General features: G+C 68.9%; 14 protein-coding genes and 1 tRNA gene. 9 read left to right on the forward strand and 6 right to left on the reverse strand.

The window, feature by feature from the left end; translation table 11 throughout:
- Nucleotides 1-468 precede the first annotated feature (468 nt).
- Nucleotides 469-1,932, reverse strand: coding sequence for a GTPase ObgE (gene obgE, locus ACFFXY_RS24325; protein WP_382356749.1), 1,464 nt, complete (start codon nucleotides 1,930-1,932; stop codon nucleotides 469-471).
- A gap of 114 nt (nucleotides 1,933-2,046) precedes the next feature.
- On the opposite strand from obgE, the gene ACFFXY_RS24330 reads away from it, so the two are divergent.
- Nucleotides 2,047-2,122, forward strand: a tRNA-Lys gene (locus tag ACFFXY_RS24330).
- A 106-nt stretch (nucleotides 2,123-2,228) separates the two neighbouring features.
- Here the strand turns inward: ACFFXY_RS24330 and ACFFXY_RS24335 are convergent.
- The gene (locus tag ACFFXY_RS24335; protein ID WP_382356751.1) at nucleotides 2,229-2,960 is read right to left on the reverse strand and encodes a hypothetical protein; all 732 of its coding nucleotides are present in this window, start codon (nucleotides 2,958-2,960) and stop codon (nucleotides 2,229-2,231) included.
- A 184-nt stretch (nucleotides 2,961-3,144) separates the two neighbouring features.
- On the opposite strand from ACFFXY_RS24335, the gene phoU reads away from it, so the two are divergent.
- From phoU to pstA, 4 genes are all read left to right on the forward strand, one after another.
- The gene (phoU, locus tag ACFFXY_RS24340) at nucleotides 3,145-3,792 is read left to right on the forward strand and encodes a phosphate signaling complex protein PhoU (RefSeq protein WP_382356753.1); all 648 of its coding nucleotides are present in this window, start codon (nucleotides 3,145-3,147) and stop codon (nucleotides 3,790-3,792) included.
- 217 nt (nucleotides 3,793-4,009) lie between these two features.
- Nucleotides 4,010-5,065, forward strand: a complete 1,056-nt coding sequence (pstS, locus tag ACFFXY_RS24345) for a phosphate ABC transporter substrate-binding protein PstS (protein ID WP_382356999.1) — start codon at nucleotides 4,010-4,012, stop codon at nucleotides 5,063-5,065.
- Nucleotides 5,066-5,146: 81 nt separating this feature from the next.
- Entirely contained in the window at nucleotides 5,147-6,130 is a 984-nt protein-coding gene (pstC, locus tag ACFFXY_RS24350) for a phosphate ABC transporter permease subunit PstC (protein WP_382356755.1), read from the forward strand.
- The gene (gene pstA, locus ACFFXY_RS24355; protein WP_382356757.1) at nucleotides 6,127-7,023 is read left to right on the forward strand and encodes a phosphate ABC transporter permease PstA; all 897 of its coding nucleotides are present in this window, start codon (nucleotides 6,127-6,129) and stop codon (nucleotides 7,021-7,023) included. Before pstC ends, pstA begins: the two co-directional genes overlap by 4 nt.
- A 76-nt stretch (nucleotides 7,024-7,099) precedes the next feature.
- Here the strand turns inward: pstA and pstB are convergent, their stop codons facing one another.
- On the reverse strand, nucleotides 7,100-7,987 hold the full coding sequence (gene pstB / locus ACFFXY_RS24360) for a phosphate ABC transporter ATP-binding protein PstB (RefSeq protein WP_382356759.1): 888 nt from the start codon (nucleotides 7,985-7,987) through the stop codon (nucleotides 7,100-7,102).
- A gap of 196 nt (nucleotides 7,988-8,183) precedes the next feature.
- Between pstB and ACFFXY_RS24365 the strand changes: the two genes are divergently transcribed.
- A complete protein-coding gene (locus tag ACFFXY_RS24365; RefSeq protein WP_382356762.1) occupies nucleotides 8,184-8,573 on the forward strand; it encodes a phage holin family protein in 390 nt (129 codons plus the stop codon).
- Nucleotides 8,574-8,628: 55 nt separating this feature from the next.
- Here ACFFXY_RS24365 and ACFFXY_RS24370 read toward each other — a convergent pair whose 3' ends face one another.
- Entirely contained in the window at nucleotides 8,629-9,102 is a 474-nt protein-coding gene (locus ACFFXY_RS24370; protein ID WP_382356764.1) for a hypothetical protein, read from the reverse strand.
- Nucleotides 9,103-9,550: 448 nt separating this feature from the next.
- Here ACFFXY_RS24370 and ACFFXY_RS24375 point away from each other — a divergent pair, with 448 nt between their 5' ends.
- Entirely contained in the window at nucleotides 9,551-9,724 is a 174-nt protein-coding gene (locus ACFFXY_RS24375; protein WP_382356766.1) for a DUF397 domain-containing protein, read from the forward strand.
- Nucleotides 9,725-9,779: 55 nt separating this feature from the next.
- Here ACFFXY_RS24375 and ACFFXY_RS24380 read toward each other — a convergent pair whose 3' ends face one another.
- Nucleotides 9,780-10,658: a helix-turn-helix domain-containing protein gene (locus ACFFXY_RS24380; RefSeq protein ID WP_382356768.1), complete on the reverse strand. Its 879-nt coding sequence runs from the start codon at nucleotides 10,656-10,658 to the stop codon at nucleotides 9,780-9,782.
- Between the two features lie 355 nt (nucleotides 10,659-11,013).
- Here ACFFXY_RS24380 and ACFFXY_RS24385 point away from each other — a divergent pair, with 355 nt between their 5' ends.
- Together ACFFXY_RS24385 and ACFFXY_RS24390 are read left to right on the forward strand one after the other, a co-directional pair.
- Entirely contained in the window at nucleotides 11,014-11,331 is a 318-nt protein-coding gene (locus ACFFXY_RS24385) for a hypothetical protein (protein ID WP_382356770.1), read from the forward strand.
- A 180-nt stretch (nucleotides 11,332-11,511) separates the two neighbouring features.
- On the forward strand, nucleotides 11,512-13,287 hold the full coding sequence (locus tag ACFFXY_RS24390; RefSeq protein ID WP_382356772.1) for a serine/threonine-protein kinase: 1,776 nt from the start codon (nucleotides 11,512-11,514) through the stop codon (nucleotides 13,285-13,287).
- Here the strand turns inward: ACFFXY_RS24390 and ACFFXY_RS24395 are convergent.
- Nucleotides 13,205-16,261 carry a UPF0182 family membrane protein gene (locus ACFFXY_RS24395; RefSeq protein WP_382356774.1) on the reverse strand — a complete coding sequence of 1,019 codons (3,057 nt, stop codon included), beginning with the start codon at nucleotides 16,259-16,261 and terminating at the stop codon, nucleotides 13,205-13,207. The two genes, ACFFXY_RS24390 and ACFFXY_RS24395, sit on opposite strands and share 83 nt — an antisense overlap.
- Between the last annotated feature and the right edge of the window lie 93 nt (nucleotides 16,262-16,354).

Raw genomic sequence — 16,354 nt, forward strand, 5'->3', positions numbered from 1 at the left:
CCATGGTGACTCACAGTATGTGTCGAAGCATGTCCTGACCGATTTTCACGAGGCACTCAAGCTAAGTGCCCCAAGGAAAAGACAGTCAAAAACAGTACCAGCCAAACACACCCCGGAACCTAGTCCGAAGCAGTCCAGCCAGCCCACACGCTGACCATCCAAACACCCTGTTGAGTTCTCAAACAACACGCACTAATCAGATCTGAAACTTCTTGGAAGTTCCTCTCCGACCGGAGCGGCTCCAGTAACTTATCAGACCGGTTTTCGGGCCGTTTTGGCCCCCCGATCGATTCATTCGGAGATTTGCCCTTTAGGTCTTCGTCCAGGTCCTTTCGGTTTTCCTGTCCGTTTCCCCCGCGGGCAAAGACAAATTTACGCGACGGATAACCGGGGTTCGCAAGGGGGGTGCGTGCTCGGCGCCACACTCTTGCGAACCCCGCGTTTTCGCTGGTCAGTCCGCAATCGGGCTTAGCCGCGGCGGCTCTTGCCCCTGGATTCCTTCTCTTTGGCGACCCGTTCGAGCGTTTCGGAGCGGCGCTCCTTGCGCTCGGCGAGGCGCTCGTCGGCGCCCTTGCGGTCGCTGATCTCGAAGCGGGCGTCGGTGCCGCGGGGGCCGACGGTCGCGATGATGCTCGGGTCGGTCGGCTGCCACTCGAACTCGTGGTCGGCGATGCGGACGATCGAGCCCGGGATCGCGCCCTGCTTCACGAGGGCGTCCTCCACGCCGAGGTTGGCGAGTCGGTCGGCGAGGTAGCCGACCGCCTCTTCGTTCTCGAAGTTGGTCTGGCCGATCCAGCGCTCGGGCTTGGCGCCGGAGACGACGAACTCGACGTCGCCTTCGTAGGCCGGCACGACCTTCTTGATGGAGAAGCCGGAGTCGTCGACGGCGAGCGGGCGGATGACGGTGCGGGTCGCCTCGACCGGGGGCTGCGCGGCGCGGTAGTCCTGCACGAGCTTCGCGAAGGCGAAGTTCAGCTCCTTCAGGCCCTCGCGGCTGACGGCGCTGACGAGGTACACCGGCCACCCGTACTTCTCAAGGTCGCCGCGGACGTACTCGGCGAGCTCGCGGCCGTCGGGGAGGTCGGTCTTGTTGAGGACGACGATGCGCGGCCGGTCGGCGAGGCCGCCGTACTCGGCGAGCTCGTGCTCCAGGGCGTCGATGTCGGAGACCGGGTCGCGGTCGCTTTCGAGGTTGGCGGTGTCGACCACGTGGGCGAGGACCGCGCAGCGCTCGATGTGCCGCAGGAACTCCAGGCCGAGGCCCTTGCCGGCGGCGGCGCCCGGGATGAGGCCCGGGACGTCGGCGATCGTGTAGGTCGTCTCCCCCGCGGACACGACGCCGAGGTTCGGCGTGAGCGTGGTGAAGGGGTAGTCGGCGATCTTGGGCCGGGCGGCGGACATGGCGGCGATGAGGGAGGACTTGCCCGCAGAGGGGAAGCCGACCAGGCCGACGTCGGCGACGCTCTTGAGTTCGAGGACCACTTCGAGCTCGTCGCCGGGCTCGCCGAGCTCGGCGAAGCCGGGGACCTTCCTCTTGGAGCTGACGAGGGCGCGGTTGCCGCGGCCGCCGCGGCCGCCCTGGGCCACGGTCAACTCGGTGCCGTCACCGGTCAGGTCGGCGAGGATCTCGCCGCCGGAGTAGATGACGGTGCCGTTGGGGACGGACACCTTGATGGACTCGCCCGTGGCGCCGTCGCGGTTGGAGCCCTGGCCGTGCTTGCCGTTGCCGCCCTGGAGGCGGGTCTGGAAGTGGAAGTCGAGCAGCGTGTGCACGTTCGGGTCTACGACGAAGACCACATCACCCCCGTGGCCGCCGTTGCCGCCGTCGGGGCCGCCGAGCGGCTTGAACTTCTCACGGTGGACCGACACGCAGCCGTTGCCACCTTTACCGGCAATGACCTGGAGATTCACGCGGTCTACGAAACTTGTCACCGCTCAAGGGTAGCCACCCCGGGGACCCCTGGAGACGGAGGCCGAAGCACATGCTAAAGTTTCTCCTCGTGCGAGGGACACCGGCGCAAAGCGCCATGTCGACTCAATCATCAAGCGCCGCTAGCTCAACTGGCAGAGCAGCTGACTCTTAATCAGCGGGTTCGGGGTTCGAGTCCCTGGCGGCGCACCACACAAGAGGTCCTGGTCACAGGGCCTCTTTTGGTTTGTGCGGAACGGGAACGCGAAAGGGCCCGGCCGCCGGTGGTCTCCCACCGGCGGCCGGGCCTTTCCGCTGTCTAGGTGTAGTCCGAGAAGAGCGAGTCGCTCTGCTGGACGAAGTCGGCCATGGTGGCCAGCGCCGCGTCCGAGGTCACGTCCTCGTTGTCGTAGAGGGTCGAGGAGATCGAGACGTCGAGGCTGCCGAGGGCGACGTGCAGGGTCGTGGCGACGCTGTCGCCGTAGTCGTAGGTGTAGAAGCTGCCGGCGTCGCCGTAGTCGCTCCACTCGGAGTACGTGTAGCCGTTGGCCTCGTTGTAGTAGTCGGCGTCACTGGTGACCCGGTCGGTGACGTCGCCCGCGTTGTCGTAGTCGCTGAGGTAGATGGTCACCGAGGTGAAGTCCTCGTTGTAGAACGTGCAGGTAAGGGAGTTGAGGCCGCCGGAGGAGGACGCGGAGCTGTAGGTGGAGCCCTCGTCGACGGCGCCGTAGGAGCTCTCGAAGGAGTCGAGGCTGAAGGCGGCGCACGCGTCGGCGTTCAGCTCGACGCCCGCCTGGTTCCCGCCGTCGTCGCCTCCGTCGTCTCCGCCGTTGTCGCCGCCGTCGTTCCCGCCGTCGGTGGTCTCGGTGCCGCCGCCGTCCGCGGAGTTGTCGTCCTTGTTCCCCTGGACCACGACGAGGATCACGGTGAAGATGACGGCGAGCACGATGACGACGGTGCCGCCGATGAGCCACAGCGTGTTCTGCTGGCGGCCGGGAGGCTGCTGCTGGCCGTACGGGCTCGGGTAGCCCGGCTGCGAGGGGTAGGTCATCTGGTCCACTCCCTGGGGGATCGTTCGTGCATCGCGCCCCTCACTGTAACGCCGTGCGTCCAAGGAGGTTCGCCCGGCGCTTGCCGGGGGCGCGCTCGGTGCGGGCGCGGCGGCGGGCCTCTAGACTCGGAGGTGCCCGCGACGCGGCTCGCGTCAGCCCTTCCCGAACCGCGATTGGCCGATCATGCAGAACCCGTTCCACCAGCACCTGGACGAGCTCAACGAGCTCCTCGTCGACATGGCCCGCCGCGTCGCCGTCGCGATCGAGCGGGCCAGCGCCGCCCTCCTGGAGGGGGACACGGCGGCCGCGGAGGCGGTCGTGGCGGAGGACCAGCACGTCAACGCGCTCCAGTTCCGCGTGGACGACCGGATCATCGAGCTCATGACGCAGTACGACGCGGTGGCGTCGGACCTGCGGTTCGTGCTGGGCGCGGTGCGGATCTCGGTGGACCTGGAGCGGATGGGGGACCTGGCGAAGCACGTGGCGAAGTCGGTGCTGCTGCGCACGCCGGCGGCGGTGGTCCCGGATTCGCTGCGGCCGGACTTCGCGGCGATGGGGGCGGCGGCGGTGCGGGTCGCGGAGAAGCTGGTGGTGGTGCTGGAGGACCAGGACCACTTGCAGGCGACGCAGATGGGTCTGGACGACGACGAGCTGGACGCGATCCAGGAGCGGATCCACGCGCAGCTCCCGGGCCTGGGGTACGGGCCGCAGACGGCGGGGGACGTGGCGCTGCTGGCGCGGTTCTTCGAGCGGTTCGGGGACCACGCGGTGCGCATCTCGCACCAGGTGGTCTACGCCGTCACAGGGGACGTCCACCTCGACCGTTCATAACGGTCTGGTCACGAGCGGGCCGAGACCGGGTTAAAGTCCCAGGTCAGAGGCCCGCTTTTTCGGTTTCTACGACGCCGTTGCGAATCGCGCTCAGTCGTTCACCTTGAGTTCAACTCCAAGTCAGCGGGTGAACACCGGGTCTGGGTTTGATGGCTGCGGACAGTGAATAAGCGACCCGGTCCCGTACCGGGAGACGGAGTAGAGACCAGCTGTGAACATGAAACTGAACCGCCGGACCATTTTCGGCACGATCACCGCGGGTGCCCTGGCCATGAGCATGGCGGCCTGCGGCGGCGGCAGCGACGACGATGCGGCCGGCGACGGCGAGCTCGTCTCCGGTGAGATCACCGGCTCGGGCGCTTCTTTCCCGGACGCCTTCTACGCGGCGGCGATCGAGGCTTACGCCGAGGTCAACCCCGAACTGATCGTCACCTACAACGCCGTGGGCTCCGGCACCGGCAAGTCCGAGTTCGGCGAGGGCCTGAACGACTTCGCGGGCTCCGACTCCCTGGTGAAGGACGGCGACGGACCCGCGGAGGGCTCGTTCCAGTACATCCCGACCGTGGCGGCCCCGATCACCATCTCCTACAACCTGCCCGGTGTGGACGGCCTCCAGATCGACCAGGAGACCCTGGCGAACATCTTCCAGGGCGCGATCACCACCTGGAACGACCCGGCGATCGCCGCCACCAACGAGGGCGTCGAGCTCCCCGACACCGCGATCACGATCGCGCACCGCTCGGACGGCTCGGGCACCACCTCGAACTTCACCAAGTTCCTCGACGAGGCCACCGACGCGTGGACGCTCGGCGCGGGCGACGAGATCACCTGGCCCGAGGGCTCCATCGGCGGCGAGAAGAACACCGGTGTCGCCACCGTCATCACCCAGACCGAGGGTGCGATCGGCTACGTCGACCTCGCGGACGCGACCGAGACCGGCCTGGTCACCGCTTCGATCGAGAACGCCGACGGCGCCTTCATCCAGCCGACGCTCGACGCGACCACCGCCGCCCTTGAGGGCGCCGAGGTCGCCGAGGACCTGTCGTACAACCCGCTGAACGCGGCCGGCGCCGAGACCTACCCGATCGTCGCGCCGACGTACATCCTGCTCCACACCGAGTACGAGGACGAGAACGTCGCCGCCGGCGTCAAGGAGTTCGTGAACTACCTGCTCACGGACGGCCAGGACATCGCCGCGGACAACAGCTTCGCCCCGCTCCCCGACGCGCTGCGCCAGCAGGCCGTCGACGCCCTGAACGAGACGATTGCCTAGGACCACGGAACCGACGACCCCAACGGCCGCAGCGCCGCTGGGGTTTTCGGCCGCTCCGCTCACGAAAACGGAGAGACTCTCTTGACCACTACGGCATCCCCCGAATCGCCCCCGCAGGTGGACCTCGGCGGGGAGGCTCGCTCCCGCCGGACCGACAAGGGCTTCACCGGTCTGGTGACCTTCGCCGGCCTCACCGTGCTCATCGTGCTGGGCCTGATCCTGGTCACCACGTCGGTGCAGGCGTGGCCCGCGATCGCCCACGACCCGATCGAGTTCCTCACCGGGACCGACTGGGTCCCCGGCGACGAGATCTTCGGAACGCTCCCGTTCCTGTACGGCACCCTGGTGACCTCGGTGATCGCGATGGTCGTCGCGGTGCCGGTGTCGATCGGGATCGCGCTGTTCATCACGGAGGTCGCGCACCGACGCTCGCGCAAGTACATCGTCACGATCGTGGACCTGCTCGCCACCGTCCCGTCGGTGGTCTTCGGCCTGGTCGGCAGCATCGTGCTGATCCCGTGGGTCACCCCGGTCTACCAGTGGTGGGCCGGCGTCGTGGCCCCGATCCCGGGCCTGAACGCGATCTTCGACGAGACGAACACCGGCCGCAACTACTTCACGGCCGGGCTGATCCTCGCGGTCATGTGCATCCCGATCATCACCTCGATCTCACGGGAGGTCTTCGCGACCGTGCCCGACATCGACAAGCAGGGCGCGTACGCGCTCGGCGCGACCCGCTGGGAGATGATCAAGGGCGCGATCCTCCCCCACTCGTTCGGCGGCCTCGTGGGCGCCTCGATGCTCGGCCTGGGCCGGGCGATGGGCGAGACGATCGCGGTGGCCCTGGTCATCGGCGGTTCGCTCACCATCGGCACCAACCTGTTCGAGCCCGGCAACACCATGGCCGCGGTCATCGCCCAGCAGTTCGGCGAGTCGAGCGGCATGCACACCGAGGCCCTCATCGGGATCGGCGTCGTGCTGTTCGCGATCACGGTCCTGATCAACTTCCTCGCCCGCACCGTGGTCCGGCGCGCGGAGATCAAGATGAAGGGTGCCCACTCATGACGACCCTGCAAGGGCAGACCCCGCCCGACCTGTCGGGCCGCAACCTGTCGTTCCGGCGGGCCTTCGCGAACCGGGCCGCCACCTCGCTCATCGCCTTGTGCGTGCTCGTCGCGGCCCTGCCGCTGGCGCTCGTGGCGTGGGAGGTCGTCTCGAAGGGCGCGTCGGCGTGGAGCCTGGCGTGGTTCGTCGAGGAGATCCCGCGCAACTACCGGACCGAGGGCCCGGGCATGGGCCCGGCGATCCTGGGCACGCTCACGATCACCGGCATGGCCGCGCTGATGTCGATCCCGATCGGCGTGCTCGGCGCGGTCTACCTGAACGAGTACGGCAAGAACAAGCCGCTGGCGCGGTTCATCCGCACCATGGCCGACGTCATGACCGGCGTTCCGTCGATCATGATGGGCCTGTTCATCTACGTCGGGTACGTGATCGTCATCGGCGACAAGACCGGCTTCGGCGGGGCCTTGGCCCTGGCGTGCCTGATGCTGCCGATCGTGATCCGCTCGACCGAGGAGATGCTGCGGCTCGTCCCCGACGAGCTGCGGCAGGCCTCGTCGGGCCTGGGCGCGCGCAAGTGGCGCACGACCCTCGGCGTGGTGCTCCCGGCGGCCTCGTCGGGCATCACCTCGGGGTCGCTCCTGGCCGTCGCCCGCGCCGCGGGTGAGACCGCGCCGATCATCGTCACGGTGGGCCTGACGTACATCTACAAGCCCGACCTGTTCGACGGCCAGAACACCACGCTCGCGGCGCAGATCTTCCGCAACGCGAGCCAGCCGTTCGCCGCCTCGCAGGAGCGCGCCTGGGGCGCGGCCCTGACTCTGATCGCCATCGTCTTCGTGTTCACCATCCTGTCCCGGATCATCGCGGCGCGCTTCGCCATCGACAAGCGCTAGCGCCCCGCGAGCCTGGTCTCGCAAAGACGAAGGGCCCCGCCGTCCGGCGGGGCCCTTCATGCGTTCCAGGGGGGGTCTAGCCGAAGCGGCCGGTCACGTAGTTCTCGGTGCGCTCGTCGGAGGGGGTGGTGAAGATCCGCTGGGTGTCGTCGAACTCGACGAGGACGCCGGTGCGGGTGTCGCTGAGCTCGTTGACCTCGGTCGAGAAGAACGCGGTCTTGTCGGAGACGCGGGCGGCCTGCTGCATGTTGTGCGTGACGATGACGATCGTGAACTGCTTGGCCAGGTCGACCATGAGCTCCTCGATGCGGGCCGTCGCGATCGGGTCGAGCGCCGAGCAGGGCTCGTCCATGAGGACGACCTCGGGGGCGAGCGCGATGGTGCGGGCGATGCACAGGCGCTGCTGCTGCCCGCCGGAGAGGGCCAGGGCGCTCTGCTTGAGCTTGTCCTTGACCTCGTCCCAGAGGGCGGCCTTCTTCAGGGAGTCCTCGACGATGTCGGCCAGCTCGGAGCGCTTGACGCCGTGGATGCGGGGGCCGTACGCGACGTTGTCGAAGATGGACTTGGGGAACGGGTTGGCCTTCTGGAAGACCATGCCGATGCGGCGGCGGACCTCGACGGCGTCGACGCCCTGGTCGTAGATGTTCTTGCCGCGGTAGGCGACGGTGCCGGCGACGCGGGCGCCGGGGACGAGGTCGTTCATGCGGTTGAGCGAGCGCAGCAGCGTGGACTTGCCGCAGCCGGACGGGCCGATGAGCGCGGTGATCTCGTTCTTGGCGACGGTGAAGTTGACGTTCTTGACCGCGTGGAACGAGCCGTAGAAGACGTCGACGTTCGCGATGTCGAAGACGGTGGCGGTGTCGGCGCCGCCGCCGGGGGCCCGCTGGTGCGCCGGCTGGGGGGCCGCGGTGAGGCGCCGCGAATCGACGGTGGGGCGGGCCGCGGGCAGTGCCGGGTCGCTCATGATCGCTCCTTCTGCATGGGACGCAGGTCGGGATGTCAAGCAGGGCTGCGCCGAGGATAGGCCGGGCCGGTAGCGGCGGTCTCACTCTCCGGTGAACCGGGGGTGAACGCGCGGGCCCGGCTCGGTCTCGCCTCCGTTCCCCTTGGAATCGGCGGAAACTGGACGGCGGAGGGTGGCGGCGGCGATACTTGGCGCCATGTTCAGATTCTTGGTGCGGCTGGTGCTCACGGCGCTGGCCCTGTGGCTCGCGACGGCGATCGTCGGCGGTATCACCCTGTACGGCGACTCCACGGGCGGGAAGTTCGTCTCGCTCCTGTTGGTGGCGTTGATCTTCACGCTGGTGAACTCGCTGGTGAAGCCGATCGTGATGATGGTCGGGTGCGCGCTGTACGTGCTGACGCTGGGCCTGTTCGGCCTGGTCGTCAACGCGCTCATGTTCTGGCTCACCGGCTGGGTCTCGGAGAAGCTCTCGCTGGGGTTCACCGTGGACGGCTTCTGGCCGGCGTTCTGGGGCGCGATCATCGTGTGGATCGCCATGTGGGTCATGGACCTGCTGACCCCGCGGCGGCAGGAAGTCGAGCAGTAGGACGGCACGGGGAAGGGGGCGGCCGGTCGGCCGCCCCCTTCCGCGCTGCTCGGTCCTAGAAGGGCAGTCCGGTGGACGGCCCGGTCGCGACGTCGCGGATGTTGTCGTCGCGCTTGGACGCCTTGGCGTTGGCCCCCGCGTTGAACGGGATCGGGCCTTGCGGTCCGGGTGCCTTGCCGAGGCGGCGGCGCATGATGTTGAGGTTGTGCAGTCCGGCGAGCGCATAGGTTCGGATGCGCTCGAACTGCTTTCGCTTCTTCGCGGTCTTCAGCTTCTCGACGGCGCCGTAGTGGAGCTTGCGGGCGCGGTCCAGTGCCGCTGCGGCCTCGGTGTCGCCGACGGAGGCCGGAGCGATCTGGAGCTGCTTCCCGAGGAGCTCGGTCCAGGCTTCGGCGTCGGTCTTGGCCCGGGCTTTTCGGCGGCGCCGCCCTTCGATGAAGGACCGCAGTCCGAGGACCGCTGCGAAGATGAGGACGATCGCGACGATTGCGGCGAACGCGATGGTAGAGGTTTCAATGGCGTCTTTCATCGTCACCCCCCGTGACCAGTGTTGTCGATGTCGGTCTGAATATTATTCCATTCGGGCCCTGCAATTGTGAAAGTCCCCCTGGTTCGGCGATTCCGTGAATTCTCGGGAAAAAGCCGCGGAACCATGATCTGATCGAGGGTTTCCCAGGAGGGGGACCGGCCAACCCGGAGAACCGCCCTCGCAGTACACATGCAGACATGCGCATGTCGAGATGATTGATCGGACGCGCCGGACGTCCGACCCGTTGGAGTGAAAGCCGCTCGCGACTTCCGCGAGGGTGATTCGCGGAAAACTCCGAGGCCGCATGCGCCGCACCGTTTTAGAGAACGCCGACACGCCTCTGTCCAAAACCTGATAGTGACGGATAGTCGACGTTTCGCTTGCCATGCGGCGGCTATGGTAAGAGCCGTCCTGGGGACTCGAAAGGCTCCTTGGAAGGAGGAGATCCATGTTGACCCACACATGGAGGAAGAGCAGCAGGTCAGGCCCGAACGGCGCCTGCGTTGAGGCCAGGCTCGCCGATGAGGGCGTGGAGATCAGGGACACCAAGCTGACGGTGAGCCCTGTCCTGCGCGCTGGTCGGGCCGATTGGGCCTCGCTGCTGCGGACATCCGGCAGGTAGGGACGGAGCGAGGGGGCCGCCGCCTACCGCGGTGGCGGCCCCCTCGCATCGACTCCTAGAGCGACTTCAGGTGGTGGGCCTGGCGCTCGATGAACTCAAGGCTGCGACCGGGGTCGAGCGCGGCCGAGCGGAGGAAGCCGAAGATCTCGTGGAACGGCTCCACGTCCTCGCCCTCCTCGTAGACGTCGCCGTTGTGGCCCTCGATGTAGACCACGTCGGGGTGGCGGTAGCCGGGGTCGACCTCGCCGTCGAGCTCCCCGAAGCCGAGGATCGTGAACGAGGACAGCATCCCCGGGTAGGCCCCGCCCTCGAAGGGCAGCACCTGGAGGTGCACGTTCGGGAGCGAGCCGAGCTCCAGGAGGTTCTGGAGCTGGTCGATCATGACCTTCGGGCCGCCCAGGACGCGGCGGATCGCCGCCTCGTCGATGACGTTCCAGATCTTCAGGTCCCCGCGCAGCCGCTGCTGGCGCTCCATGCGCAGGTCGATCCGCTGGTCCATGTACCGCAGAGAGCGTTCAGGGACCATGCTGAACGTGTGCCGGGCGTACTCGCGGGTCTGGAGGAGGCCGTTGATGATGAGGCCGTCGTAGACGTTCAGGCTGGAGGCGTCCTGTTCGAGGCCCACATAGGTCGCGTACGGCGGGGAGATGGTGTCGGAGTAGCGGGCCCACCAGCCGCGCTTGCGGCCGTCGCGGGCCAGGCGCACCAGCTCGTCGACGAGCTCGGCGTCCTCGACGCCGTAGACCTCGACGAGGGCCTGGACGTCGCGGGGCTTGATCCCGACGCGGCCGAGCTCCATGCGGTAGATCGTGGAGCTGGTGACCTCCAGGGCCGCGGCGGCGTCGTCGGCGCCCTTCCCGGACTTCTCCCGCAGGTCCCGCAGGATCCTCCCGGCGCGGCGGCGGCGGACGGTGGGGCTGCCGCTCGAAGGCATCGCCTTGCCTCCCAACTTCTTCGGCAGATCGCTGTCAGCGTTGTCGTTCGATGTTCCCATTTGACACCCTGATCTCTCCGGATTCGGTGAGGACGCACCGGTTGGGGAGGACTTCTGGCCGCTCGTCCGGTCGCGCCTGTCGGGAGGAGGAATCGCCACCCGATCCGGTTATACCTCTTGCATCCAAAATCTGCATGTGCAATTCTACTGTACGGAGGGGCTACCCGCCTCCCCCGACTGTACCGATTCGACACCGCACCTCGGCGACGACCAGGGCACACTGCGGTTCCGTGGCCCGATCACGCAGGGCCACAAGGGATCCAGTCCGTCACGATGACCTGAAAGGCAGCCTGCGTTGCGCAGTCCGTACACACTCGACAATCCGCCGCCGGACGAGCCGCCCAGCGAAGTGCTGGTGCCGAGCCTCTGGCGCGTCCAGGCGCGCTGGTGGAAGCGCCACACGCCCGCCCTCGACCAGCAGGGCGCGAAGCACCCCGTGTGCGGGCACTGCGGCCAGTCCTGGCCCTGCCACTCGTGGGCCTGCTGGGACGGCCAGCTCGGCCAGGCCGTGCACCAGTCCGACGCCCCCGCGCAGGCCCCGGCCGCCGACGACGGGGCCGGCGTGAGCGCCCCGTCCCGGCCCCTGGCGCTCACCGGCACCCCCGAGCACTGAACCGCGGCGCCGCACGGCAGCGGCGCCGCGGCGGCACTCCCCGCAAACGCGACGGTTCCGAAGATCGCCCGATCCAGCGCGTAGCCTCAGCGGCCTCCGGTCGTTAGACCCGGGAGAGATATCCGACTCAAGGCGGAGCAGCAGTTGGCAGGGCTTCGCCGAGAAGGGGAAAGCCGCCCGATGCTGAGCACGCGCAACCTCAAGGCCGGCGATGTCCTGGACGGGCGCTACCGGCTCGAACGCCGCGTCGGCGGCGGCGGCATGGGCGACGTCTGGGAAGGCACCGACACGATCCTGTGGCGCACCGTCGCCGTGAAGGTGCTCCTCGCCGACCTCGTCGACGACCGCGGCTTCCGCGAGCGGTTCCGCCGCGAGGCCCGCGCCATCGCCGTCATGCAGGGACCGGGCGTCGTCGAGGTCTACGACTACGGCGAGATCGAGGACGAGGACGCGCAGCTCGCGTACCTCATCATGGAGTTCGTCGACGGGAAGCCGCTCTCGCGGCTCCTCGGCCTCTGGGGCAAGCTCGGCACCGCCGAGACCCTCCAGGTCGTCGGCGGCGTCGCCGAGGCGCTCCAAGTCGCGCACGCCGCCGGGATCGTCCACCGCGACATCAAGCCCGGCAACATCCTCGTCCGCGGCGACGGCTCGGTCGTCCTGGTGGACTTCGGGATCGCCCGCGCCAACCACAACCTCACGCTCACCACCACCGGCGTGGTCCTCGGCACCGTCACGTACATGTCCCCCGAGCAGGCCGCCGGTGAGAACCTCACGCCCGCGTCGGACCTGTACTCGCTGGGCGTCGTCGCCCACCAGTGCCTCGCCGGGGCCCCGCCGTTCCGCGCCGACACCCCGCTCGGGGTGCTCTCGGCGCACCTGCGCAACGCCCCGCCGCCGCTGCCCGCCGAGGTGCCCTACGAGGTCACCGAGATCGTGCGGCGCTCGCTCCAGAAGGACCCGTCCGCGCGCTGGCCCGACGCGGCCGCGCTCGCGGTCGCGTGCCGGGAGGTGCGGACCGCGCTCCTGACGCAGCGGCGCAATGCGCCTGCGCGCACGCGGGTCATGGACCAGCGGGACGTGAACGAGCCGTCCCCCGCGCAGCCGCCCGCGCCGCCGCAATCGCCGCAGGTCCAGTCGCCCCAAGTGCAGTCCCCGCAGGTGCAGTCGCCGCAGACCGGGCCGCGCACGGGCGCGCACCGGCGGCCCGCGGGCACCGGCCAGCACGCCGTGTACCGCACCGACGGCCACTCGCTGCCGCCGGTCACCGGGTCGCACCGCGTCACCACGCCGCCGACCGGCATCGCGCCTCCCGCCGGCGTCGTCCCGCCGCAGGAGCCTTCGCGGCAGCGGCCGCGGCGGCGCGGCCTGTGGATCTCGCTCGCCGGGACCCTCGCGGGCATCGCGGCGGTCAGCGCGCTCGCCACGACGCTGCCGTGGGGCGACGGCGACGGGGGCGACGGCCCACTGGTGAACCGGTCCGGGACCGCGGACAGCGACGTGCAGGGCCAGAACGGCGACGACGGCTACTGGGTGGACGACGGGGGCGACGAGGAGGGCGCGACCACGCCCGACCCGAGCGACTCCGCTTCCGCCACAGGCGGGACCGACCCGTCCGCGCCCGTGTCGCCGGGACCGTCGCTGAACCCGTCCGGGTCGGCGAGCCCCACCGAGAGCAGCTCGTCCCCCGCGCCGCCCGCGAAGGCCACGGTGCCCGGCGTGGTCGGCCAGTCCGAGGCCGATGCGCGCTCGCGCATCGAGGAGTCGGGGCTGACCCCGGCGGTCGAGTACGAGGGCGAGGGCGACGCGAAGTGCAGCGTCGTGCGCCAGTCCCCCGGCGGCGGCAGCGAAGCGGACCAGGGCTCGACGGTGCAGATCACGGTCCGCCGGGCCGCCGACGCCGAGGCGTGCAAGAGCGAGTCCGAAGAGACCCCGGGGCCCGGGGGCGAAGGGCAGTAGCGGAAGACGAGGAAGCGCCCGGGGCCGATCGGCCCCGGGCGGCTTCGAGCTGGTCGAGCGCGGCGAGGAGCGCGTCGAGGGCGCGGCCCTCCTCCTCGTTCGTGCCCGAGGCCTGGGCCTCCTCGTACGCCTGCTGGGCGGCGATGACGGCGTCGATCGCGGCCTCGACCTCGGGCGGCTCGGTGGTGCCGGGCGCCTCGGTCGTCGGGGCCTCGGTGGTCGGCGTCTCCGAGGGCGTCTCGGACGGGGTCTCGGTGCCGCCGTCCTCGCCCTCGGTCTGCTCGGCCTCGCTCGGCGCGCCCGAGACGTACTTCTCGACCACCATCGCCACGGCCTCCTCGAACGTCGGCGCGAAGCCGACGTAGCCGCCGTAGCTGATCGCGACGTTCGTCAACCGGGGCAGGTCCTCGCCCTGGCCGCCCGCCTGCCTGCGCAGGTACATCGGTTCGAGGTAGAGGATGCCGTCCCCGACCGGCAGCGCGAGCAGGTTGCCCCACTCGACCGTCGTGCCCGCCTGGGTGGCGTCGCGGAGCGTCGTCACCACTTCCGGCGTGGAGGTGATGATCTGGTGTATCTGCCTGACGGACTGGTCGTCGCCGCCGACGACGTCGTAGACCGTCAGCCTCGGATCGCCGTTCTCGTCGTAGTAGCCCGACATGAGCGACGCGAGCGCGTTCTCCCGGTTCCTCGGCGTGAAGGTGCTGGTCAGCTGGAAGTACGGCTGCTCCTGCTCCGGGTAGGTCGCGTACACGTAGTAGGCGGGCTGGGTGACCGACTGGGCCTGGGACGGGTCGTTCGTGGTCGCCCACGCCTCGCCGCCCTCGATGAAGGTCCGGGACTCGTCCACGTGGTAGCGCTGGAGGAGGCTCCGCTGGATCTTGAACATGTCCTGCGGGTACCGGAAGTGGTCCACGAGGGCCTCGGGGGTCTCCTCCTTCGGGATGATCAGGTCGCCGCCGTAGATCGCGTTCCACGCCTGGAGGATCGGGTCCTCCTCGTCGAACTCGTACAGCTTCACCGAGCCGTCGTAGGCGTTCACGACGGCCTTCACCGAGGAGCGGATGTAGTTGATCTCCTCGGACGCCTGGTTGGCGACGCCCTGGCCCGAGTAGGTGTCGTTCGTCGCGTCGGCGAGGTTGACCCGGTCGGAGTAGGGGAACTCGTTGGTGGTCGTGTAGCCGTCCACGATCCACACGATCTCGCCGTCGACGACCGCCGGGTACGGGTCGGCCTCGACGGTCAGGAACGGGGCGACCATCTGGACGCGCTCGCGCACGTTGCGGTTGTAGAGCAGCTGCGACTCGTCGTTGATCTGGTCGGAGAGCAGGAACCGCGGCTCCTGGAACTCCCACGCGTACAGCAGGCGCCGCGCGACCGAGCCGACCTCGACGCCGCCCTCGCCCTCGTAGGTGGTGTAGCGGTCGTCGCCGATCTCCTCGGCCGGGTCTTCCTCGGAGTCCTCGTCGACCACGGCCACGTCGGTGGGCCGGTCGTACTCGCGGGGCGTGTCGCCCTCGGGGACGCCGACGATCGCGTACTCGTTGTTGAGGAGGCCGTAGTAGATCTGCGGCTTCTCGACGTCGATGATGTCGTTGCCGATCTGGCAGTTGCCCGGGTCGTCGGAGAGCACGCCCGAGGTGAAGCAGGGGGCGCCGTTGTCGCTCTCGGTGGTCGAGGCGGACACGAAGCCCCAGCCGTGGGTGTACACGGTGTGGGCGACGGTCCAGTCCTGCTGCTCGTCGGTGAGCTGGCCCGGGTTCAGTTCGCGCAGGCCGACGACGAAGTCCTGCGTGACCTCGGTGCCGTCGTCCTCAGTGTAGGTGTAGCGGTCGATGTCGAGCTTCTCGTTGAAGTCGTAGAAGCTGCGCGGCTGCTGCGCCTGGGTGAACGCGTCGGAGACCACGAACGGGTCGATGAGGCGCACGAACGGGACCGTGGACTGGTCCTCGGACATCGCGGTGGCGTTCGGCTGCGAGGCGACGCCGTACGTGATGGTCTCCAGGTCCTCCATGCCGTAGGCGAACCTGGTGCCGTCCATCGTGTGCTGGGCGTACTCGCCCTCGCGCTGGGGGCGGTTCGGCTCGACCTGGAAGTTGCGGACCACGGCCGGGTAGATGCCGCCCGCGGCGATCGCGGTGACCACGACGAGGCCGAGGGCCGCGGCGGGCAGCGCGAGCGAGCGGGTGAAGCCCCACGAGAAGACGAGGATGACGATCGCGGCGATGACGGAGACCCAGATGAGCGCGTTCTTGGCGTTCATGAGGGCGGTCATCTCGGTGTACCCGCCGCCGACGATGTCGGTGACCGGGTTCTCCTGCGTGGTGAAGTCGAAGCGGTCGAAGTAGTACGCGACGGCCTTGAGCCCCAGGAAGAGCGCGACGAGGACCGACAGGTGGATGCGCGCGACGTTCGTCATGCGGTCGCCCTGGCCGGAGAAGCGCAGCGCGCCGTAGAGGTAGTAGGCGCTCAGGGAGGCGAGGATGCCGACGACGACCGCGGCGAAGCCGAAGCCGATGAGGAACTGCCAGAACGGGAGCCGGAACACGTAGAAGCCGGCGTTCATGTTCAGGACCGGGTCGGTCCACTCGAACTGGCCGCCCTCGCGGAACAGCAGCCAGGTCTCCCAGCGGCTCTGCGCGGACATGCCCGCGAAGACGCCGACGACGATCGCGACGCCGCCGATCCACCAGCCGGCCTTCGGGGAGATGAGCTCGCGGTACCGCTCCAGGCCCTCCTGCTCGCTCGTCGCGGGCCACGTGTCGGGCCGGAAGCGGTAGGCGAGGTAGAGGTTGAGGCCGCACCAGGCGGCCATCGCGAGGGTGAACACGCCGAACATCGCCAGGCGCGTCCACATCATCGTCGAGAACACCGTGGTGTACCCGACCGAGTCGTACCAGAGGTAGTCGGTCCGGAGGCTGACGAGCCAGCCGAGGACCGAGAGCAGGACGATCGCGCCCACGAGGAGTATCAGCACGTAGCGTCCTCGTCGGCTCATCCTTGGTGGGGCGGGCGTCCGGTTCGCCACTGGTGCAACTCCTTAGGGTCGGTCGGTGCGGGCGGCCCCGGC

Source organism: Glycomyces mayteni (genome assembly GCF_042428885.1).
In the GTDB taxonomy this organism is placed as follows: Bacteria; Actinomycetota; Actinomycetes; order Mycobacteriales; family Micromonosporaceae; genus Glycomyces; species Glycomyces mayteni.

What these genes read in the sequence shown, in the direction of transcription:
- ACFFXY_RS24365 (WP_382356762.1), top strand. Translation starts at nt 8,184, where the DNA reads ATGTTCAGATTCTTGGTGCGGCTGGTGCTCACGGCGCTGGCCCTGTGG.
- pstB (WP_382356759.1), bottom strand. Translation starts at nt 7,987, where the DNA reads ATGAGCGACCCGGCACTGCCCGCGGCCCGCCCCACCGTCGATTCGCGG.
- ACFFXY_RS24375 (WP_382356766.1), top strand. Translation starts at nt 9,551, where the DNA reads ATGTTGACCCACACATGGAGGAAGAGCAGCAGGTCAGGCCCGAACGGC.
- ACFFXY_RS24390 (WP_382356772.1), top strand. Translation starts at nt 11,512, where the DNA reads ATGCTGAGCACGCGCAACCTCAAGGCCGGCGATGTCCTGGACGGGCGC.
- ACFFXY_RS24370 (WP_382356764.1), bottom strand. Translation starts at nt 9,102, where the DNA reads ATGAAAGACGCCATTGAAACCTCTACCATCGCGTTCGCCGCAATCGTC.
- pstS (WP_382356999.1), top strand. Translation starts at nt 4,010, where the DNA reads ATGAAACTGAACCGCCGGACCATTTTCGGCACGATCACCGCGGGTGCC.
- pstA (WP_382356757.1), top strand. Translation starts at nt 6,127, where the DNA reads ATGACGACCCTGCAAGGGCAGACCCCGCCCGACCTGTCGGGCCGCAAC.
- ACFFXY_RS24380 (WP_382356768.1), bottom strand. Translation starts at nt 10,658, where the DNA reads ATGCCTTCGAGCGGCAGCCCCACCGTCCGCCGCCGCCGCGCCGGGAGG.
- phoU (WP_382356753.1), top strand. Translation starts at nt 3,145, where the DNA reads ATGCAGAACCCGTTCCACCAGCACCTGGACGAGCTCAACGAGCTCCTC.
- ACFFXY_RS24335 (WP_382356751.1), bottom strand. Translation starts at nt 2,960, where the DNA reads ATGACCTACCCCTCGCAGCCGGGCTACCCGAGCCCGTACGGCCAGCAG.